This window comes from Pradoshia sp. Z3_51, assembly GCF_058215915.1.
This window is the reverse complement of record NZ_JBZAJC010000002.1, coordinates 545,982-563,900: the sequence shown is the minus strand read 5'-3', so window position 1 is coordinate 563,900 and position 17,919 is coordinate 545,982. Positions and strand designations below refer to the sequence as shown.

Sequence of the window (17,919 nt, the reverse complement as noted above, 5' to 3'; positions counted from 1 at the left end):
TCTTTAGAAAATCACCCGAAATATTTGTAATCGGTATACTGATGATTTATTTGCCATTATATCTTATTTATCGTATATGCGATTGGTTAATTCCCCCGGTTGTAAGAGGTGAAGCGATTGATTAAACTTTTGCTAAAAAATAAAACATTTATGGTTGGATTTTTATTTGTATTTATCTTATTGATTTTGAGTATGGCTAATACACTCTTTAACGATAGTACGATTAGAACTGTGCCTCTATATATGGATGATCAAGCGAATATAGTAGATTCTCCTCCTTACCAGCCATTTACACATGGGTTTATAGCTGGTTCAGATTCAGGTGGAAGAGATTTACTTCATATGATTATACATGGTGCAAAATTTACGATAGGGATTGCTTTTCTCATTGCTATCTTACGGGTTTTATTTGCCTTAATATTTGGCGCTTTTTTAGGAGTATATTGCCAAAAGTATATTCGTTGGTACGAAAAAATATTTGATCCAATTACGGTGATTCCACTAACGTTAGTAGCATACTATGTTCTATTCAGTGTAATTGTCTATGGAGGAGATGGTTCTCCTTTTCCATTTTGGGAAAGAGCTTTGTTTGAAATAGCAATTCTAACTTTTTATGCTGTACCGACATTGGCTATCTATCAAGCTAATGAAATAAAAAAACTTCATAAAGAAGAATTCATGGAGGCTGCTATGGTGTTAGGTGGCGGTAAACTACATAAATTAAAGACACATATACTTCCTCATTTAAAAGAAAATATCGTTATTATTTTGATTCAGCAGTACATACAAGTACTCGTTGTATTAGCTCATCTAGGAGTACTAAAAATTTTCTTTGGCGGTACATTACAGGATTCTGATGGAAATGCTAACTCAGCTTCTCACGAATGGTCAGGTTTGATTGGCCAAGCTTACGATAATCTGATCGGGTATCCCTGGTTACCACTTATACCTATCCTATTTTTAGGATTAACCATTTTATCCGCTCAAATGATGCTAAGCGGGTTCACAGATGTAATAAATAATAAAGCTTTATATCTGGCTAAAGTATCTAAACCGAGAAAACGTGCTGCTAAGAAGAAGATAGAAACACAAAACTAACTATTTAATGAACACGAATGTGTCTGGCTTGATAGTTGTATAAGGTAGAATCATTAGGAATTGAATCATAAAAAAATAGCCCAATCATATTATAAAATTAAAATATGATTGGGCTATTTTTTTACATTGATTTGAAGGTTAAGTATCCAAATATAATATAAATTGGTACCCTCCTTTCGTTAGTCTACTTTGAACTGAATTTTTTTCCTTGAGTCATCCTTCACCCCTTTGGCTGTTAACCATGCTTCTAGAGTGTATTCTCCAGGTTCAAGGTCTTTCAAATGGATATCATGCGTTAATTGCGCTCCTTTAACCAGTTCTTTTTCAGTAATAACCTGTATAAAGGATTTTCCCTCTGAATACTGGATGATTGTTTTTCCCGCTTGATCCTTTAAAATATAATCAAACGTTTGGCCGCTGTTAAACGTTAATTTAATCGGTTTCGCTGTCTCGTTTTCAACTGTATATACAAATAAGTAATCATTTTCGACTTTGTTCTTTTGGACTAAGCTTGACGTTAAACTTGCATCATTGATACGATTTGTACTCTTATCTATATTCACTGGTTTATCATCACTTCCTTTGTTTGGACTGGGTTCTTGCCCGCATGCTGCCAACAGGAGGATACATAAAATAAAGCTTAGACTTTTTTTCAAACTCACACCTCCTTATAATTCCTTTGTTTGTTAGGTTCTACAATCATCTGCCATTCCCCTGCTCAATCATTCTTAGATTTTATTTTTTCCTTCATCCATTTATAGACTGTTACGATTCCTAACACTCCACCCAACGCAATTCCGGAATATGCTACAAATAAAGCGATATATTCAAAGAAGGAATAGGATGCAGCCTGGGACCAGTTAATATTCCCTTTCCAATCCTGTTCAATGACCAGATTCATGCCGTAAATTCCCGAAATAACCGTATATGTAGTTAAAAACGTAAGTAAATATTCATGTCGTTTCCCTGTTAGCTTTTCGTGGTTTTTATAGAGATTGCCAAGTGTTCGGTTCACATGATTATAAAGCTCATCCATATGAAAAATATCTTTCATTTTTAAATAGATTTCTTTCCCAAAAATCCGGCTATGTACTTCAGGCTGATAAAATTGTGCAGAAAAATTCGTGATTCGAATGATAAGCTTTTCAATAGAACCTTTTTTATCATCCACTCTCAGCTGGGAATTCTCATACGATAATTCTAATAAGAGGAGTCGATTGAAAAAGAATAAAATATTTGTGTAAAAATTTTCTCCATACATACGCTCAGCAATAAATTTACTTTTCTCTTCACATTCATTTGATAGACAGACAAATGCATAATTACTGATTATATAATAGGAAGAATCGCCCCATCGATCATATACATGCTGATCACAAAAGCGATGGATGTATGCCTCCGATTTAGCACCGGCATAGGGATGTCCTTCCCTATCATATCCCTTAATCAAAGCGGCTCTGTATAAAGAAATTTCATCCAGGAGGGTATTCTTTTCGAAAGCTAAATAGTAGTAAACTTGCATACGTTCTTCTATAAAAAATGGCAAACTGCCAAAATAGGTTGTATGCTCTTTCTTTGATAAATGATCCTCCAGCCATGGACAATATTCATTGAAAATAATTCCTTTTGTTTCAGAATACTCTTTTTCATTTAATCTAATAACTATATCATGCGGTTTATCTAGTTGTCTGAATAAGTCTATAAAATGAAGAACATCATTATAGCTCATATGATCAGGCAAATTAATTCGCATATTCATAATGCCAATATTATACGGACAAACAAAGATATCAAAAGATACTAATATAAAATCAGTTTCTAAATACTTGGATTGTAAACAACCCTTTTGATTGATAATTTTACTAAAGCGACGAAATGCATTTTTATCCTTTATAGTTGGGGGAAATAAAATGGGCTCCATATTAGGAAGAAAAAATTTCTCCATGCGTTCATGAGATACTCGTATATCTCCATAAAATTTGCAATCCTGACTTGTATCTCTTAAATCAAAAAACTCCCACTGCTCTTTTATTAACTGCTGAACCAAGCCCTCACTCCGTGAGTCCTTTATTTGAAAGGGGAAGATGAACTGTAGGTAGGATTGTTCCACTTGAAGTTCTGGGATTTCTATCTTAGACATTCTGTATACCCCCATCTCTCTATCTATCTCTCTTTTCCCTCAATACTGGATTAAAAAACTTATTGATTGGTTTATATAATAACCTATGATGAATAATTGGGTTTATATTCAATATATACAAAACAAGTACTAATATTAAGAGGAGAGTGGACTATATTCTCTCATCACACCCATTCACAGTCCAAAATAAAAAACCTTCTAGAGAGATTACCACATCACTCTAAAAGGTTTAATAACCGATGTAAAAGAATTAAGATTATTTTAGTAAATGAATTGTTTAATCGATATATATGCCAATCGCTTTACTATCATCAACTTTGGCTTTTTGTTATTTCAATGCGCCAATAAAAATTGTAAGGATATCTCATTGAATTGGGCAGCTTGATCTATATTACATACATGACCGCTATCCTTTAATATGACTAACTGACTTGATGATTGTTTTTTTACTAGCCGCTTCACTGGTTCTAAAAACACATAATCCTCATCTCCCATAATATATAATGTAGGAATATGTGTATCTTTTTCATTGATTTTCAATAAATAGCTTGCGATATCACCAGTTAGTGATAACCAACGCAAAAATTCTCTATGCTTAATTTTTCTCGCCTCTTGAACAAATAAATGACGTGAAGTTTCATGGGTTTTTCTCGGCATTAAAATCCAGGCAAATAGTTTATATAACCACATAAATGGGATTATTTTCTTAAACATATTTGCGATACCAAGTAAAAAGTGCAGCCTTGGTGTAATACGTATTACAGCGCCTGCAAGTACCATCGAATGAAACCTTTCAGGGTTCGTCTCAGCTAACTGACGAATCAGCATTGTCCCCAGTGAAATTCCTACAAAGTGAGCTTTATCAATCTTTACTTCATCTAAAACATTTAAAATATCTTCGCTAACCAAATCAAGTGTATATTTAGTTGGACTGTTCTCAATCTCACAATCACCATGGCCGCGAAGATCGACGACCAACACATTAAAATGCTTACGGTATACTCGAATTTGCTTGTACCAAATAGTTGAGCTACCTCCTGCACCGTGTACTAAAACAACCCATTCTTTATGTTGTTGACTATAGATTTTATAATGTAACAAATTTTTCATCCTTTAGTTATTTAACATATACTATCATTACGTACAGCAACACTCATGGTTTCAAATTTTAGAGTATTTTACATTAGATGTATGCCCAAAAGTAATATCCGTAAACATTTCCATTTATCAGATACCGAACATATCTATAATTTTTTCGCTTCCTGCTAGCGTTTGATCAAGCATTTATCACTTCTAACATTTATTTCCTCTTGGGTGCTAGATATACAAATATTTTTAATAAATGAAGGAGCAGCGGTAAAAGACGATACATAGTCTAATCATACTGAATCTTTCAGTAAGGGACTTTGTGAAACAAACGATAATCAGAGTATTAAATAAGCCAAAAGAGAAAAAGCACTTTTTATAGTTCATGATAAATTAACATCGGCCGATATAATAAAAGCCCCATAGACAAGTCTATGAGACTAGAGGTATTATTTCGTTATAATAGTAATATTCAAATATTTATTTTTTGGGACTGCGCCATTTTTCAAGTGCAGTCTGTAATACAGATGCTAAAAAAAGAGTTTCTCCTATACTGATTAAAATTCGATTCATTGGATTATGCATATTAATCGATTCTCTATCAAGTTTACCTATCTGTTCTTTTTTTAATTGAATAATAGCTTCTTCAGCTTGACCTTTTGAGAATCTTAAAAGCTTATTTCCCCAATCCTGATCATCCTTCGTAAATAATACAGAGTCTTCTTCAATGATTGCAGCAAATTTTACACCGTAATTATTTTTGTAGTGATACGGAGCTTTTTCAAAGAAATCCTCAGGCGTGTCTTCTAACATTTCATGTTCAGCTTGTATAGCCTTAATCTCTTCTTCTACTTCTAAACTAGTGCTTGTAACCATAAATACCAACTCCTTCTGCTAAGTACTTAAAAGTATAAACGGTTTACCAAAAGTTGTCTTCTTATATATGGAAGGATATAAAAAGTAATTATATTTAGAATTTTCTTTTAAATATAACTACAATATTGGAATAATGATTACATTATGTAATAAATAGTTCTACCCTCGTATACAATAGCTAATTCTAACTTTAAACGATATATTATACATTGATTTATAGAAAATTTTATTATTCGAAGAATTTCTTCACCCTTTTTGTTAATATTCACTCTATGATTATCTTATAATCATTCTACTGAAATCATATATTTCTTAACCTCTAGATAATCTGTAACCATCATTTATTTACATTTGTTTCCACACTTGATATTATCAAAATAAAGAGGTGAAGCTGATGAAAAAAAGAATCCATCCGTCTTTTTCTCATTCCTATGAAATAATCTTGCAGGATACCGTCCATTTTTTGCTAGCTTTATTCCATAAAAATCCCTCACACCGTTTGATAAAGGAAACTCTTAATGTATGCTATGACTCTATTATTCATGTTACACAACCCCTTACCCGCCAACTTCAGGAACAACCTACAGAGAAAATTGAATTCCAGCTAGTTACAGACATGATTAATGAAATTTATTACGATGAAAAAGAGGACCAGAGCATTATTGATATGTATTACAAAAACCTTCCACTGGATGACTTTTCAAATGACAATTTAGTTTCGGAGCTGACCGAATTGCTGACAAGAACTCATAATCCCCAGCTCTCCTATTCAACCAGCAGAAAAGCGCTCCATTCATGGGTAGATTTGCGTGAAGATGGTCAAATAAAAAGCATATATTCCGACCAAAGCTTAAATCCCAGTGATGTAATTGCTCAGGATAAACTGCTGGAAGATGCGGCAATCGACCAAATGATACAAGTATTGAGTAAGGATTTCGGAGTGCTTCATGAACATAAAAATATATTGATTGAGTCCGTATTGCGGTCTCTCCAATTCAATATTGAACATGTCATTCCACAATCGTGGTTTGAGAAAAGACACCCCATGGTTGGAGATCTTCATCATTTATTTACGTGTGAAAAAGATTGTAATTCATTCAGAAGTAATATTCCTTATTATGATTTTGAAGACTACAAACCTGGAGCTTATAAAGAAGTCATAAAATCCTTTTGCGGAAAAAGAGATGGCAATCAAAGGTTTGAGCCTGAAAATGGCAAAGGTGAAATAGCACGAGCATGCTTATATTTTTTAATGAGGTATCCTGATGAAATTATACAAGAAAAAATGTCATTGATTGATATCGACCTATACAAAAAATGGCACAACAACCATCCGGTCTCTCTTCATGAAAAACATCGAAATTGGGCAATTTTTAAACTCCAAGGAAATCGAAATCCCTATATTGATTTTCCTGAGCTGGATTTCACATGATTATAAGATATTTTTTCAGAGTTTGCTAACAATTGAAGATTCCAGTCATATTTTTTGGTAACTACATGATCCATACTATAAAAAATGAGGGATACAAAATGAAACTGAAAACCATTATTCCGCTTTCAGCTTCATTGTTATTGCTATGTTTATCAACAATGGCCGCTTTCTATGAAGGAAGTGCTCTCCGAGATGACATTTTCGAATGGCGGTGGTCCACTCCATTTACTATGCTTACAGCAGAAAGAATTTCACATGCCGATCAAGTATCAAAATTAGATTACCTGGTTTATGCTGCAAAATTCCAGCCGTTTTTTCCTGCTATTATGTTGATATGTCTCATTAGTATCCTCATCTTAGCCAGTTATATTGGTATTAAAAATCCAAAGACTCATGCTTATTATTTTTCGGTCTTGGCTTGTGTAATGGCAAGTGCAGGTTTAATGATACTCTCTGATCATGTGGGGACAAAATTTATTTATTCCAGCATACTACTATCAGGAGTTATTATTTCCTCTCTCTTAGCCTATCAGCACTTTACTCAAACACTCACACAATCTACATTTAAGCAAAATGAGACTTAAAATAATACCAATAATTAAAAGAAGGAGTGAAAATTCCACTCCTTTTATTGCGACATTCTTTTGTTTCAACTCTGTTAATGATTAAGGATGAGATTAGCGGAATTGCAAAAACCATCCCATTGTCGATATGTCTAATGTGCTAAGTCAATGTTTTTGTAATGAATAGTTTTAAAAAGGAGTACTCCAAGAGGCATATCTTCTTATGAATTCCCTGCTTCGAATTGATCCATAAGCATAAAAATAAAAACAATCGCCAAATGAAGAATTGCCAATATTGCGAAATGGTATCCTTCAAGGATTTTTATATAATAAAAAAAGATGGGAAAAGCAACGGTTTCATAACCAAATAAAACCAATAGCCACCCTATTCTTTCAGCCAATTTTTTCTCATTCTTCGGAATAAAGACTTCATTATTCCCTGCGATAAAGGACGTTTTTCCTTTTTTTCTAATCGAGTTCCCACTCATCATGAGTAATATACCGATCACCGCAAGTACAACAGAAGGCAAAAGCATTCTCTTTCCTCCTCATAATTCATCAGCATATTCTTAAACATGTATTCTGATTTTTTCAATAATTAAGTGAAACTTATTTATTGATTTTATCATCAAAAATTATCATTTAGAATTGCTAAATGCCGCTTTTTAAGTAAAAGGATTCCAACTAATTAGCATTATTCTATGTACCAATGAATTTTACAAAAATAGGAGGTATACCTTTGCCATTAACTTTATAGTATAAGGTAATACCTAATATAGGTCTCCCCCTTATGTTTATAAAAATACAATTGACATAGTGTACAGTTTAAAGGAACGAATGTGCCTCAGAATAAAGACGTCAGTTACATGTTTATTTGTTTTAATGATGTTTTTAAAATGTTCCCATTCCTACATCATGAATAGACTATAAAGGAAAGGAGCGGTTTTTTTTGAACAGAGATAAGTACGACGGTCTCCATTTCTTAGCGATTATCTGCATAACCTTTTTACAGTTGAACTTTGGCTTTAATGACTGGATTTTCGGATTGCTTATAACCATATATGCCGTATTTGCCATTTTAGTTATTGAAGGACTATCGAAATACTCCGTGACAAAATTTATCATTTTATTACCAATGATCTTCCTATTAAGAATCTTCATCACTTTATACTCATGATTTCAAATAATTTATAGATTACTATAAAATACAAAACTAATTCAGATATCAGCATGACCTGCACCAAGGTTAGATGGTCTTGAGCTCATAATAGTGCAGGTCCTACTTAATTGGATTGTTCTTTCTAATTGCTAGCCAGAATGACAGCCATCTCGTCTTCAATTTTCTTCAGCTGATTTTCTTTCTTGGCATTGTTAATAATGATGGAGAAAACGTATTTATTCCCCTTCTTTCCTTTTACATATCCCGTCAAACTACTGACCGTTGAAATCGTACCTGTTTTGGCTATGATTTTACCTTGTGCAGCTGTGCCCTTCATTCTGTTTCTTAATGTCCCTCCTACACTTCGATCACTATCACCTGCTACTGGAAGTGCATTCTTATATGTTTTATACCATGGTTTGGTTTGCGCTTTATAAAGTAAATTTGTTAATGCGTTAGCTGAGATCATACTAACATGAGACAACCCTGAACCGTCTCTCATAAGTATGGCATCATTTCCAATCCCCAAATCGACAAACTGGCCCTCAACAACTGATAATCCCTTATCCCAGCTTCCCACTTTTCCTTTTACCCTGCCCATTTCTTTTACAAGAACCTCAGATATTGTATTATTACTAAGCTTCATATATGGTACAAGAATCGTACCCAATTTAGGTGAATGGTCGGTGGCAAGCTTTGTAGGCTTAGCTGGTATTTTTCCGGCTGTATAATTCCCAGTAATTTTAATGCCTTGCTTTTCTAAAGATCTTTTAAATAAAGCAAGGGTATATCGAGTAGGCTCCCATACAGAAATCCATGTTTTTGTAGTACCGGAATTTAGAGGGACATTCCCGGTGACAGTAATTCCATTGCTGCCATGTTTTCTATGTATCTTAACAGTATTTTTACTGTTAACCTTACCAACTTTGGTTTTGTTCGATATCTTCACATAATCCGTCTTTGGAGTCATGGTTACAGAGGCGGCTTTACCTACTTTATTGCCAGACTTGACTTGTATAATCACTGTACCTGCATCATAATCAGCATTGGGGGAAAAGGTTAATCCAGAAATTTGAGCACCATAATACTCTTGCTCATCACTCCATGGCATATCCAATGATAATCGGATTTGGTCATACCATGTATCATCCGCCACAAGATTTCCTTTAATCTTCTTTATCCCCTTCTTTTTTAGAGCTAAAGCAATATTGTCTAGATCCTTCTCCCCTAGAGTAGGATCCCCCTTCCCTCTGATGTAAATATTTCCCTTTAAGGTACTTCCTTTTTGTTTACCATCTGTATAGATCTCAGTTTTGAAACGATAGTTTTCTCCAAGTAATTGAAGAGCAGCAGCACCGGTAACTAACTTCATACTTGAGGCCGGCCTTAATCTGGTATCCCCATTATGCTTGTATATTATTTTTCCATTAGATGCATTTCTCACGCTTATTCCAATACTGGCACCTTTTAAATCAGGATGGCTTAGCACCTTGGCGATTTTAGAGCTTAACTGGCTTCCTCCAGCGGCATTAGAAGCCTCGTCCTTTTTCAAGGGACTGACAGAGCTAAAACTAATAACCATAACAACCATTAACAGACATAACCATTTCATCTGCTTGTACAATGGACTCTCCCCTTCTATATTTTTTTTAAACACTTTTATTAAACAGCAGAGTATAACTGGCTATGAAGGCATAGCCATATTAATTTGTATATGAAAGCACCTAAAAGGAGAATCATTTTTAAAAAAATGACCTCACACTTTTTACTAATTATCTTCTCCCTAATCATATTTACTAGTACTGCTTCTATTGTTAAAACATTCAGAGAAGGGATATAGTTCGCGAATACATTGGTTGCTCCCCCTTAACTTTATATATTCTGATTTATTAGCTATATAGTGTGGGGATGAAGAAACAGCTAAAAAAGACTGTGAGTTAGGAAGATTATGTACAAACACGTTTTCAGAAACAGGGTTAGTACCCCCAGTGCTTGTCTTGATGTTTGGAGTAAATGTTGGGGTTATCAAGGGGAAAAATATGTACAAGGATGGAAAGACCTATAAAGTTATAGTGTGGCCTTGGCAACAGTATTCAAACAGCTCGAATCACCAATCATATTATAAAAAAAATAATGCCAGGCGTTAGCATCCTTTTTTATATGATTGGAGTAGCCATAACCTCTAATTTTAAAATATGTAGAACATACTTAATTCTTATTATATAATGTAGAGATATATACATAATTCTATACTTTTAGTTGTTTTTAGATTCATTAGTCAAAACTTTTACTAATACTAAATAAAAATATTATGTAAACAATCATTTTAAAATCTAAGCATATGTTAAACCGAGCACAACCTATATAATTGAGGAAATGAATTCCTCTAATATCATAAAAGTGTAAATCACTAATGCTATACCAGCAACAGCAATGAATCCAACAAATAGTGCAGAGCAAATTATCTTTATAAAAGAAATAATAGTGGTAAGAATATTTTTGTTAAATATTATAATATGAGCCATCTTATTCAACCTTTCTGAAAGTCTTCTACTTTCACTATACCGTAATCCCTTGCCAAATGTTAACACCTATTTTCCTTTATTTTGTAATAACATTTCCGTATTTCAAGAGGACCTCTAAAAAACAAACGTTAAAACCTTGCTATAAGAATGATTTATGTTAGATGAAATTATAAATATATGATTCATATGGAATCAAAATATTTTGTTTTTTTTATTTTTTGTTCTATCATAGATTATTAAAAAAGGAAAGTTAGGTCTTAAGATGAAAAAAAACACATATCATATAATTATTGCTGAACTAAATCAATCAGACCAAGTTTCTCAAAAATTATTACATTCTTTATCAGCTCCGATTATTATAAAAATGTTTTATAATTTATTCGGACCTTCTGGGACACACCGGTTAAGTGAAAATGCTTATTATAAAATTCTTACTGAATTGAAAGACCACACGGAAGAGCTTCCAAACACTTCTGTGCCATATGCCAGTTCAACACTGATTCATTTATTTTATGACAAGATTGGCAGGCACGTCACGGCTGAGACCGTTTTGGAGGATGATGAAGGGGACTCCAAAGAAGAAACAAATGATTTAACAGTAGATGACCTACTGGATTTACTTAATTTCGCAAACGAAGATCATGATGAGCTTTATGCAGAACATATTAAAGATCGCCTTTCTCAAATTTGTTCTTTATTACGATAAAAATTATAAATATGTGGGGATGCTTTTTTAAAAGGCATCCTTTTTAATGCGTACAAATGTTAATTACAATAAAATATCAAAATTGATCAGCAACCATTATAAATAGATTATTTTGCCAAGCGATTACATATAGAAGTATTTCCAACAAAGATGCCATCTAATTACAGGGTATTCCTTCTAATATAGGGAAAATAATACTATATTGTGACAATTGCAATTATTCAGTTCACTACAGTGTAAATCATATAAAGGTATATGTTATTATGGTCCCAACAAAATATTGTGCGATTATTATTTTTTGAGGGGGATTTAAATGAAATCAACGACTAAGGAAATCATAGTATCAGAAATCAGGCAGACAAAAACTGTATATGAAAAGCTATTGATATCATTAACAACTCCAGTCCTACTTACTATTTTCAAACAATTATTCGGCAGAAACGGAGAGTTTTCCTTATCCGATAAAGGATTCGATTGTGTTGTAGAAGAACTTGAGTCTCAGAATCGACTACCAGAAACAAATGGGGAAAAAATCACAGATGCCTTATTGGTAGATATTTTCACTGATTTTTATACCAATCAGAATGAAGATAACCCTCTTAAAGATCAAATGCCTTCTGTTGACGAACAATCAACCCCTCATCTAACACTTGATGATTTATTAGATTTACTTAATATAGCTATGAAACATCATGATATCCTATATGCCAATGAATTAAAAAGACGTTTATTGGTACTTAACAGGAATCATAAAAACAGTATAGAAGCCTCCTGAATATCTACCTTCTAAGCGAATGAAGCACCCTGTTCATTCGCTTTTATTATTGCATCACTAAGGAAAGTTCATGGCTAGATGGTTGGTTAAATTTAAAAAGAACTCTCAGCTTTCTTTATTTCGATCTTCGACCATGTCTTCATTGACGAAATACCTCTGTTTTGGGATACTGAAAAGGCTGACTCTAAGGAAAAAAGGTGTATAACATGGAATTTGAGATTAAATTTTTATCTTTCTTTGTTGTGGAAACAGAAGATAAGGAACAGCCTACAGCTAAGCATTATCAAACACTTGATACAGATGAATATGAGGAAAGTGCTCTTAAAGATTTCCTTGATGGCGAATTCAAGAAAATCGTAAAACGTAAAGTCGATCGTCATCCCAATTCAGAACAAGTACCAACAAAGCTGGGCCATTTTATAATTGAACCAGGTCATACATTGGATTCAAATCCAAACTACAATGCATTTAACCGTACTCGCTTTGCTGATAATAAAGAAGATTTTAAAGCATTCAGTGAGGAATTCGTTCATGCTTATCTTGATACAAGTGCAGTTCGGGGCGGTGTGTTTGTTATGGCTTCAGCCGTACCGCGGAAATTTTTCGAACATCGATTTTTATTTTTAATGAAATGTGATTTTGAACCAAAGGTCGCTTCTATATCTGATGAAAAAACATTAATTAGCAATGTCGAGATGGCCATCACTACTAAAAATATGAAATCCATTCTATACCCTCATATGCCTGAAGAAGGCATGATTGAGGAAAGCGAATTAAAAATTCATCAATCCTCACATGCCCGATATTTCGAAGATTTTTTAAAATTTGTAGAGTATGGTGAATCTAAACAAGAATTAGTGAAGAATCATGTCATTGACATGGTACAGGAGCATATTGGTGAAGTATATGAGCCCGAAAGTGAGGAACGCCGTCAGTTTGAAGAAGCTATTGAAATCTGGGCTGACAGTCCCAAGCGTGAGCTTCAGGAACGATTAACAACTGAACAAGTTGTAGAAGCAGCCGCTCAAATTGTTGAACAAGAACCGGATATTGAACTAAAGATGAAGCTGGATAATACGAATATTAAAGGATTGCTGGCCGATTTCGGTGAAACCATTCATTTAGCCAAAATTAACAATCGTTATGTATTGGTGATTGAAGCAGAGCAAATTTTATTTGAGAAGGGATTCTCCCCCATCGAATTCCACAAACCTGATGACCTGCATAGGGTAATCGATAAAATAAATAAAAAGACCTATGAAAATAATACTTTTTAAATCATAGGTTAAATTCCATGATTTAAAGAAGGGTTCTGATTTTAAAGCTATAAATCCTGATATATGATAACCTTTAGATTAGATGGTTTTTAGGCTGCCGACTTTGTCGACAGCCTATTTTTTTAAACACTATTTAAGATTGGATATTAAGACAATCCATTTTTTGCCACTATTGCTAGTAAAAAATTTATCTGCATTCTGACAAAACCGGCTATATAAAATAGGCCAGAACCCCTTTCATTGATCCAGCCATTCTTTGCTACTTTTAGATTATCATTTATAAATTTAAAGTTTAGATTAATGTAGCGGTATCCTCCATTCAGAATTCACACCAGCTTTTGCCCCCCTTCTCTTCTGTTTTGTTTACTTATATAACTAGTAATACAGTTGCTATAATCATATTCAAACAAAATATTAATTATATTTATAAAGATGCATTTTTTACAAAATTTAGGGCATTGTGTTATTGTTGATTTGATCATTACCACTATGAATAATCTCCAGATGCTCTCTTCATTAGGTATCATCTCAATCAGTATAAAAAATTCATTTCCTGATATCAGTCCAATTGTCTACTTAGTTAAGCACTTGCAAACTTGCAATTAATTTATACATATATGACTTTGCTTAATATGCTTTAGAATGTACTTCGTTTTCAGTGAATTCAATATCAAGGAGGAACATATGTTGAAGAAGTCAGTATCTTATTTGGGAAGTATTTTTTTTCATTTTATTTTTAACTGCTTGTAATGAGGAAGCTTCACCGGTATCTAAAAATGGCAATGAGGTAGCAAAGGCAGAGGAAACAAAAAATGGTGAATCTGAACTAACAGCCAAGGAAGTCTATAAAAAAATGGTTGAGGCTTCTTCTGAAGTTAAAAGTCTTGGTCTTAAATTAGATATAGATCAAGAAATATCAACTGAAGCTGATGGAATCATTTTGACAACAGAAACAAGGACAGACTCTAAAATGATTCAGGAACCTTTGTCCTTATACCAACAGATTGAAATTTATTATAAAAATCCAGCAACCGGAGAACAGGAAGGTAAAATCGATCAATATTTAACAGATGAAGGATTTTTCATGCACGATATCGAGGGAGATCAGTGGGGAAGATATAATGCAGATTATACTGAGGTGGCGAAAGGGCTTAATTTACAGCCGGGAACGAATCAATTAGATTCTCTGAAAGATTTAGAGTCATTTGCAGACGACTTTACCTTTGAGCAGGAAGCTGATCAATATGTTTTAACTTTAGCAGGCAATGATGAAAAATTAAATGAATACGTAAAAGGATCATTACCTGCTAATATACCTGAATTAGAAACAGCTCTGAAATCTATGACACTACAAGAAGTCGAATATGAAATCTTTATAGACAAAAATACTTTTTTACCATCGGTGATGAATGTAGATATGAATATAGGTATCTCGGAAAACGGAAATTCCCTTGTATTAGAACAAAGTATTGAATCTAGCTACTATGACTATAATAAAATTGATAAGATTGTACTTCCTAAGGAAGCATTGGATAATCCAAACGAAATAAATTTAAATGATACAACCAGTATGTAACTATAAAAAACTAAAGCTCCCAGTCGAGGAGCTTTAGTTTCTTTAGTTTTACTATTTATTCACATACCCATGAGACTCCGATTGTTCCTACTCCTGTATGGACTCCAGCAACAGGAACCAATAGCATTCGCTCAGTAGGAATGGAGTTAAATTCTTCATTTATTTGTTTTTCCAATTTACGCGCATTTTCTTCGTCATCAGCATGGATAACTACTATTTTACTAACCTTACAAACTTTCATATCTTCTCTTAATAAATCCAATATATAATGGATAGCTCTCTTTTCAGTTCTAACTTTTTCTCTAATTTTAGCCCCTTCTGTTTCTATAGAAAGAATAGGCTTAATATTAAACAAGTTAGCAATGAGCCGTTGGCTTCCTGAGACTCGCCCGCTTTTATGGAGCTGATTAAGATTAGACGGTATGAGGAAAAGCCTTGCATTCGTTTTGATTTCTTCGATTTGTCTGACAATTTCTTCAGCATCAAAACCCTGTTCAAATAACTCTATACCTTTTTTCATCAAATAAGAAAGAGGGTAAGATCCAGTACGTGAATCAATTGCAAACAATTTAAAACCTACTTGCTCAGCAGCCATTACAGATGTTGAAAAAGTACCTGATAGTTTACCCGAGCAATGGAACGCTATTCCATAATCATACTCTTCATTCAGTTTTTCATATAATTCAACAAATTCACCAATTGATGGTTGTGATGATTGGAAAGTGGTATTTTCACTTGCCATTCTTTCGTAAAATTCTTTTTCTGTAATATCAATTGTTTCTTTGTATGAAACTCCATCGATAACAATTTGTAAAGGAATAATATTTATTCGATTTTTTTTAATAAAATTCTCGTTTAATGTGCATGTCGTGTCTGTAATCCAAGCAATTCTTGGTGGTTCTTGTTTCATTCCCTCTTCCCCTTTTAAACAAAATGGTATGACCAATTTTATATTAAAAATAGTATGTAGTAATCATTACTACATACTTAATATAATTTAACTACTTACTATAGTCAAACGTTTTCTTGGAAATTCGACTATATTATTATTTATTCAACAAATTTTGCAATCAGGCTCAAATTACCTTAACTGTTTTTTCCTCTTTTGAAAGATAAGTTAATGTATCTATGTCGGAATTAGTCGGTAAAAGATACGTATTTTTATAAACTTCATTGCCTTTTCCGGTAATAAAAATCCAGTCACCATCTTTTGCAATTTTCCAAGCATATTCGATTGCCGACGTACGATCCGGTATGACCTTCCCTTTGGCAGATGGCTTTAAATCATGTAGTGCTTCTATCATCCCCTCAAAAGATTCGGTCCCTAAATCATCCAGCGTTAAAATACATAGGTCACTGTGCTTTTTCGAGATTTCAACCATACCACGTCTCTTTGTCACATCTCGATTTCCCCTAAATCCAAAGATATGAATGATGCGCTTTGCCCCCATCTCTCTTCCGGTTTTAAGACATTGTGCAAAAGCATCGCAAGTATGAGCATAATCTACAACTAACTGTGCACCTGTCGGGTGATTCACTACTTCAAATCTCCCCGGCACGCCAGGGAATGATTGTAGTGCATTAATTATTACTTCACCTGGTACACACATATTTCTCGCTGTTAGAAATGCAAGCGCCGCATTTTGAATATTATGTTTTCCCTTAATAGAAAGCCTAATAGGATAGATTTCTTTATTTTTATATACAAACTGTATATCACCCGTTTTATTTTGCTGAATATACAAATCAGATTCTTTATTCCCTACACAAAAAATTTGGTCATTAGTACCGCATAACCTTTTTTCAAGTTTACTGCCCCATTTGTTATTCGTATTAATCACAGCAGCACCATCTGGCTTTAATTGAGTAAAAAGCTGTGCTTTTACTGAAAAATAATCATCCATATCCTTATGATAATCTAAATGGTCATGGTCTAAGTTTGTAAAAAGAGCATAATCATAGCTAATCCCTTTCACTCGATATTGTGACAGTGCGTGTGAAGATACTTCCATTATGACAATATCATCTTGACTTCTTGATAATTCTTTTTGTAATTGCAATGCATCCATGGTTGTATTTACAGAGGGTGTAGATTTTTCACCATTTATATAATTATAAACCGAACCAAATAAAGAACAGGATCTACCATAAGCTTCAAGGATATGCTTCAACATAAACGAAGTAGTAGTTTTTCCATTTGTACCTGTTACTCCAATAATTGTTCTATCTGCTTGCACAGGATAAAAACGTTTAGCTAAATCAGCCAGGATAGCGCGGCTATTTTCAACCCTAATATACGGGACCGATAGATCAGTGATTTCTTTTTCGCCGATTATAACTCTCGCTCCAGCTTCAATTGCCTTTTCAATATACGTATGACCATCCACCTGAAATCCTGTAATGGCTACAAATATGAATCCCTCTTTTACCTCTAATGAATTATTAGCAATCCCGTTAATATATATTTCTTTATCCTTATCTGACACTTTTGCGACATCACTCAACAAATTTTTAAGCTTCAAGTCTTAGCAACCCCTTTTGTTCTTCTGCTTCTGTGAAAATATTCAAGATTTTTTGTGGTATTCTATGGTAATTCACTATCTTTTCCGATTTACTATCTGTATAAAAGATAGTTAGTTATATGTTTTGTATTAGCTTTCATATTATACAAACAGAACAACACCTATACCTAAATTCTCTATTTAC

16 protein-coding genes are annotated in these 17,919 nt (G+C 33.5%); 8 read left to right on the top strand and 8 right to left on the bottom strand.

Annotation, left to right across the window (positions count from 1 at the left end; genetic code table 11):
* Window positions 1-117 precede the first annotated feature (117 nt).
* Window positions 118-1,098 (top strand): ABC transporter permease subunit, encoded by a 981-nt coding sequence (locus AC4BHA_RS06350; RefSeq protein WP_066099986.1) that lies wholly within the window; start codon window positions 118-120, stop codon window positions 1,096-1,098.
* Between the two features lie 179 nt (window positions 1,099-1,277).
* On the opposite strand, the gene AC4BHA_RS06345 is transcribed toward AC4BHA_RS06350, so the two are convergent.
* The 4 genes from AC4BHA_RS06345 to AC4BHA_RS06330 form a co-directional block, all read right to left on the bottom strand.
* Window positions 1,278-1,754 (bottom strand): BsuPI-related putative proteinase inhibitor, encoded by a 477-nt coding sequence (locus AC4BHA_RS06345; RefSeq protein WP_066099988.1) that lies wholly within the window; start codon window positions 1,752-1,754, stop codon window positions 1,278-1,280.
* A gap of 62 nt (window positions 1,755-1,816) precedes the next feature.
* Window positions 1,817-3,238, bottom strand: a complete 1,422-nt coding sequence (locus AC4BHA_RS06340) for a hypothetical protein (protein WP_490558311.1) — start codon at window positions 3,236-3,238, stop codon at window positions 1,817-1,819.
* Window positions 3,239-3,571: 333 nt separating this feature from the next.
* Complete coding sequence (locus AC4BHA_RS06335; RefSeq protein ID WP_066099995.1) at window positions 3,572-4,339, bottom strand: alpha/beta fold hydrolase; 768 nt, start codon at window positions 4,337-4,339, stop codon at window positions 3,572-3,574.
* A 465-nt stretch (window positions 4,340-4,804) separates the two neighbouring features.
* Window positions 4,805-5,200, bottom strand: coding sequence for a hypothetical protein (locus AC4BHA_RS06330; RefSeq protein ID WP_066099998.1), 396 nt, complete (start codon window positions 5,198-5,200; stop codon window positions 4,805-4,807).
* A gap of 394 nt (window positions 5,201-5,594) precedes the next feature.
* On the opposite strand from AC4BHA_RS06330, the gene AC4BHA_RS06325 reads away from it, so the two are divergent.
* Both AC4BHA_RS06325 and AC4BHA_RS06320 read left to right on the top strand, forming a co-directional pair.
* A complete protein-coding gene (locus AC4BHA_RS06325) occupies window positions 5,595-6,632 on the top strand; it encodes an endonuclease I family protein (protein ID WP_139891174.1) in 1,038 nt (345 codons plus the stop codon).
* Window positions 6,633-6,730: 98 nt separating this feature from the next.
* Window positions 6,731-7,216, top strand: a complete 486-nt coding sequence (locus AC4BHA_RS06320; protein ID WP_066100001.1) for a DUF4306 domain-containing protein — start codon at window positions 6,731-6,733, stop codon at window positions 7,214-7,216.
* A gap of 200 nt (window positions 7,217-7,416) precedes the next feature.
* Here the strand turns inward: AC4BHA_RS06320 and AC4BHA_RS06315 are convergent, their stop codons facing one another.
* Window positions 7,417-7,731, bottom strand: coding sequence for a hypothetical protein (locus AC4BHA_RS06315; protein WP_066100008.1), 315 nt, complete (start codon window positions 7,729-7,731; stop codon window positions 7,417-7,419).
* 413 nt (window positions 7,732-8,144) lie between these two features.
* On the opposite strand from AC4BHA_RS06315, the gene AC4BHA_RS06310 reads away from it, so the two are divergent.
* The gene (locus AC4BHA_RS06310; protein WP_139063780.1) at window positions 8,145-8,372 is read left to right on the top strand and encodes a hypothetical protein; all 228 of its coding nucleotides are present in this window, start codon (window positions 8,145-8,147) and stop codon (window positions 8,370-8,372) included.
* A gap of 124 nt (window positions 8,373-8,496) precedes the next feature.
* On the opposite strand, the gene dacB is transcribed toward AC4BHA_RS06310, so the two are convergent.
* The gene (gene dacB, locus AC4BHA_RS06305) at window positions 8,497-9,978 is read right to left on the bottom strand and encodes a D-alanyl-D-alanine carboxypeptidase/D-alanyl-D-alanine endopeptidase (protein WP_225983682.1); all 1,482 of its coding nucleotides are present in this window, start codon (window positions 9,976-9,978) and stop codon (window positions 8,497-8,499) included.
* Window positions 9,979-11,141: 1,163 nt separating this feature from the next.
* Between dacB and AC4BHA_RS06300 the strand changes: the two genes are divergently transcribed.
* The 4 genes from AC4BHA_RS06300 to AC4BHA_RS06285 all read left to right on the top strand — a co-directional run bounded on the left by AC4BHA_RS06300 (window position 11,142) and on the right by AC4BHA_RS06285 (window position 15,213).
* Window positions 11,142-11,585, top strand: coding sequence for a hypothetical protein (locus AC4BHA_RS06300; RefSeq protein ID WP_490558310.1), 444 nt, complete (start codon window positions 11,142-11,144; stop codon window positions 11,583-11,585).
* 313 nt (window positions 11,586-11,898) lie between these two features.
* Complete coding sequence (locus AC4BHA_RS06295; RefSeq protein WP_139891175.1) at window positions 11,899-12,360, top strand: hypothetical protein; 462 nt, start codon at window positions 11,899-11,901, stop codon at window positions 12,358-12,360.
* A 206-nt stretch (window positions 12,361-12,566) separates the two neighbouring features.
* Entirely contained in the window at window positions 12,567-13,637 is a 1,071-nt protein-coding gene (locus AC4BHA_RS06290; RefSeq protein ID WP_490558309.1) for a DUF3900 domain-containing protein, read from the top strand.
* 706 nt (window positions 13,638-14,343) lie between these two features.
* Window positions 14,344-15,213: a DUF6612 family protein gene (locus AC4BHA_RS06285; protein ID WP_490558372.1), complete on the top strand. Its 870-nt coding sequence runs from the start codon at window positions 14,344-14,346 to the stop codon at window positions 15,211-15,213.
* 55 nt (window positions 15,214-15,268) lie between these two features.
* Here AC4BHA_RS06285 and AC4BHA_RS06280 read toward each other — a convergent pair whose 3' ends face one another.
* Both AC4BHA_RS06280 and AC4BHA_RS06275 read right to left on the bottom strand, forming a co-directional pair.
* A complete protein-coding gene (locus AC4BHA_RS06280) occupies window positions 15,269-16,123 on the bottom strand; it encodes a DegV family protein (RefSeq protein WP_490558308.1) in 855 nt (284 codons plus the stop codon).
* Window positions 16,124-16,289: 166 nt separating this feature from the next.
* Window positions 16,290-17,735 carry a UDP-N-acetylmuramoyl-L-alanyl-D-glutamate--2,6-diaminopimelate ligase gene (locus tag AC4BHA_RS06275; protein ID WP_490558307.1) on the bottom strand — a complete coding sequence of 482 codons (1,446 nt, stop codon included), beginning with the start codon at window positions 17,733-17,735 and terminating at the stop codon, window positions 16,290-16,292.
* Window positions 17,736-17,919: the final 184 nt, after the last annotated feature.

Bases quoted from the DNA above. Each gene is read 5' to 3' on its own strand.
- AC4BHA_RS06340 (WP_490558311.1), bottom strand. From the start codon at position 3,238: ATGTCTAAGATAGAAATCCCAGAACTTCAAGTGGAACAATCCTACCTA.
- AC4BHA_RS06300 (WP_490558310.1), top strand. From the start codon at position 11,142: ATGAAAAAAAACACATATCATATAATTATTGCTGAACTAAATCAATCA.
- AC4BHA_RS06315 (WP_066100008.1), bottom strand. From the start codon at position 7,731: ATGCTTTTGCCTTCTGTTGTACTTGCGGTGATCGGTATATTACTCATG.
- AC4BHA_RS06320 (WP_066100001.1), top strand. From the start codon at position 6,731: ATGAAACTGAAAACCATTATTCCGCTTTCAGCTTCATTGTTATTGCTA.
- AC4BHA_RS06330 (WP_066099998.1), bottom strand. From the start codon at position 5,200: ATGGTTACAAGCACTAGTTTAGAAGTAGAAGAAGAGATTAAGGCTATA.
- AC4BHA_RS06280 (WP_490558308.1), bottom strand. From the start codon at position 16,123: ATGAAACAAGAACCACCAAGAATTGCTTGGATTACAGACACGACATGC.
- AC4BHA_RS06325 (WP_139891174.1), top strand. From the start codon at position 5,595: ATGAAAAAAAGAATCCATCCGTCTTTTTCTCATTCCTATGAAATAATC.
- AC4BHA_RS06290 (WP_490558309.1), top strand. From the start codon at position 12,567: ATGGAATTTGAGATTAAATTTTTATCTTTCTTTGTTGTGGAAACAGAA.
- AC4BHA_RS06295 (WP_139891175.1), top strand. From the start codon at position 11,899: ATGAAATCAACGACTAAGGAAATCATAGTATCAGAAATCAGGCAGACA.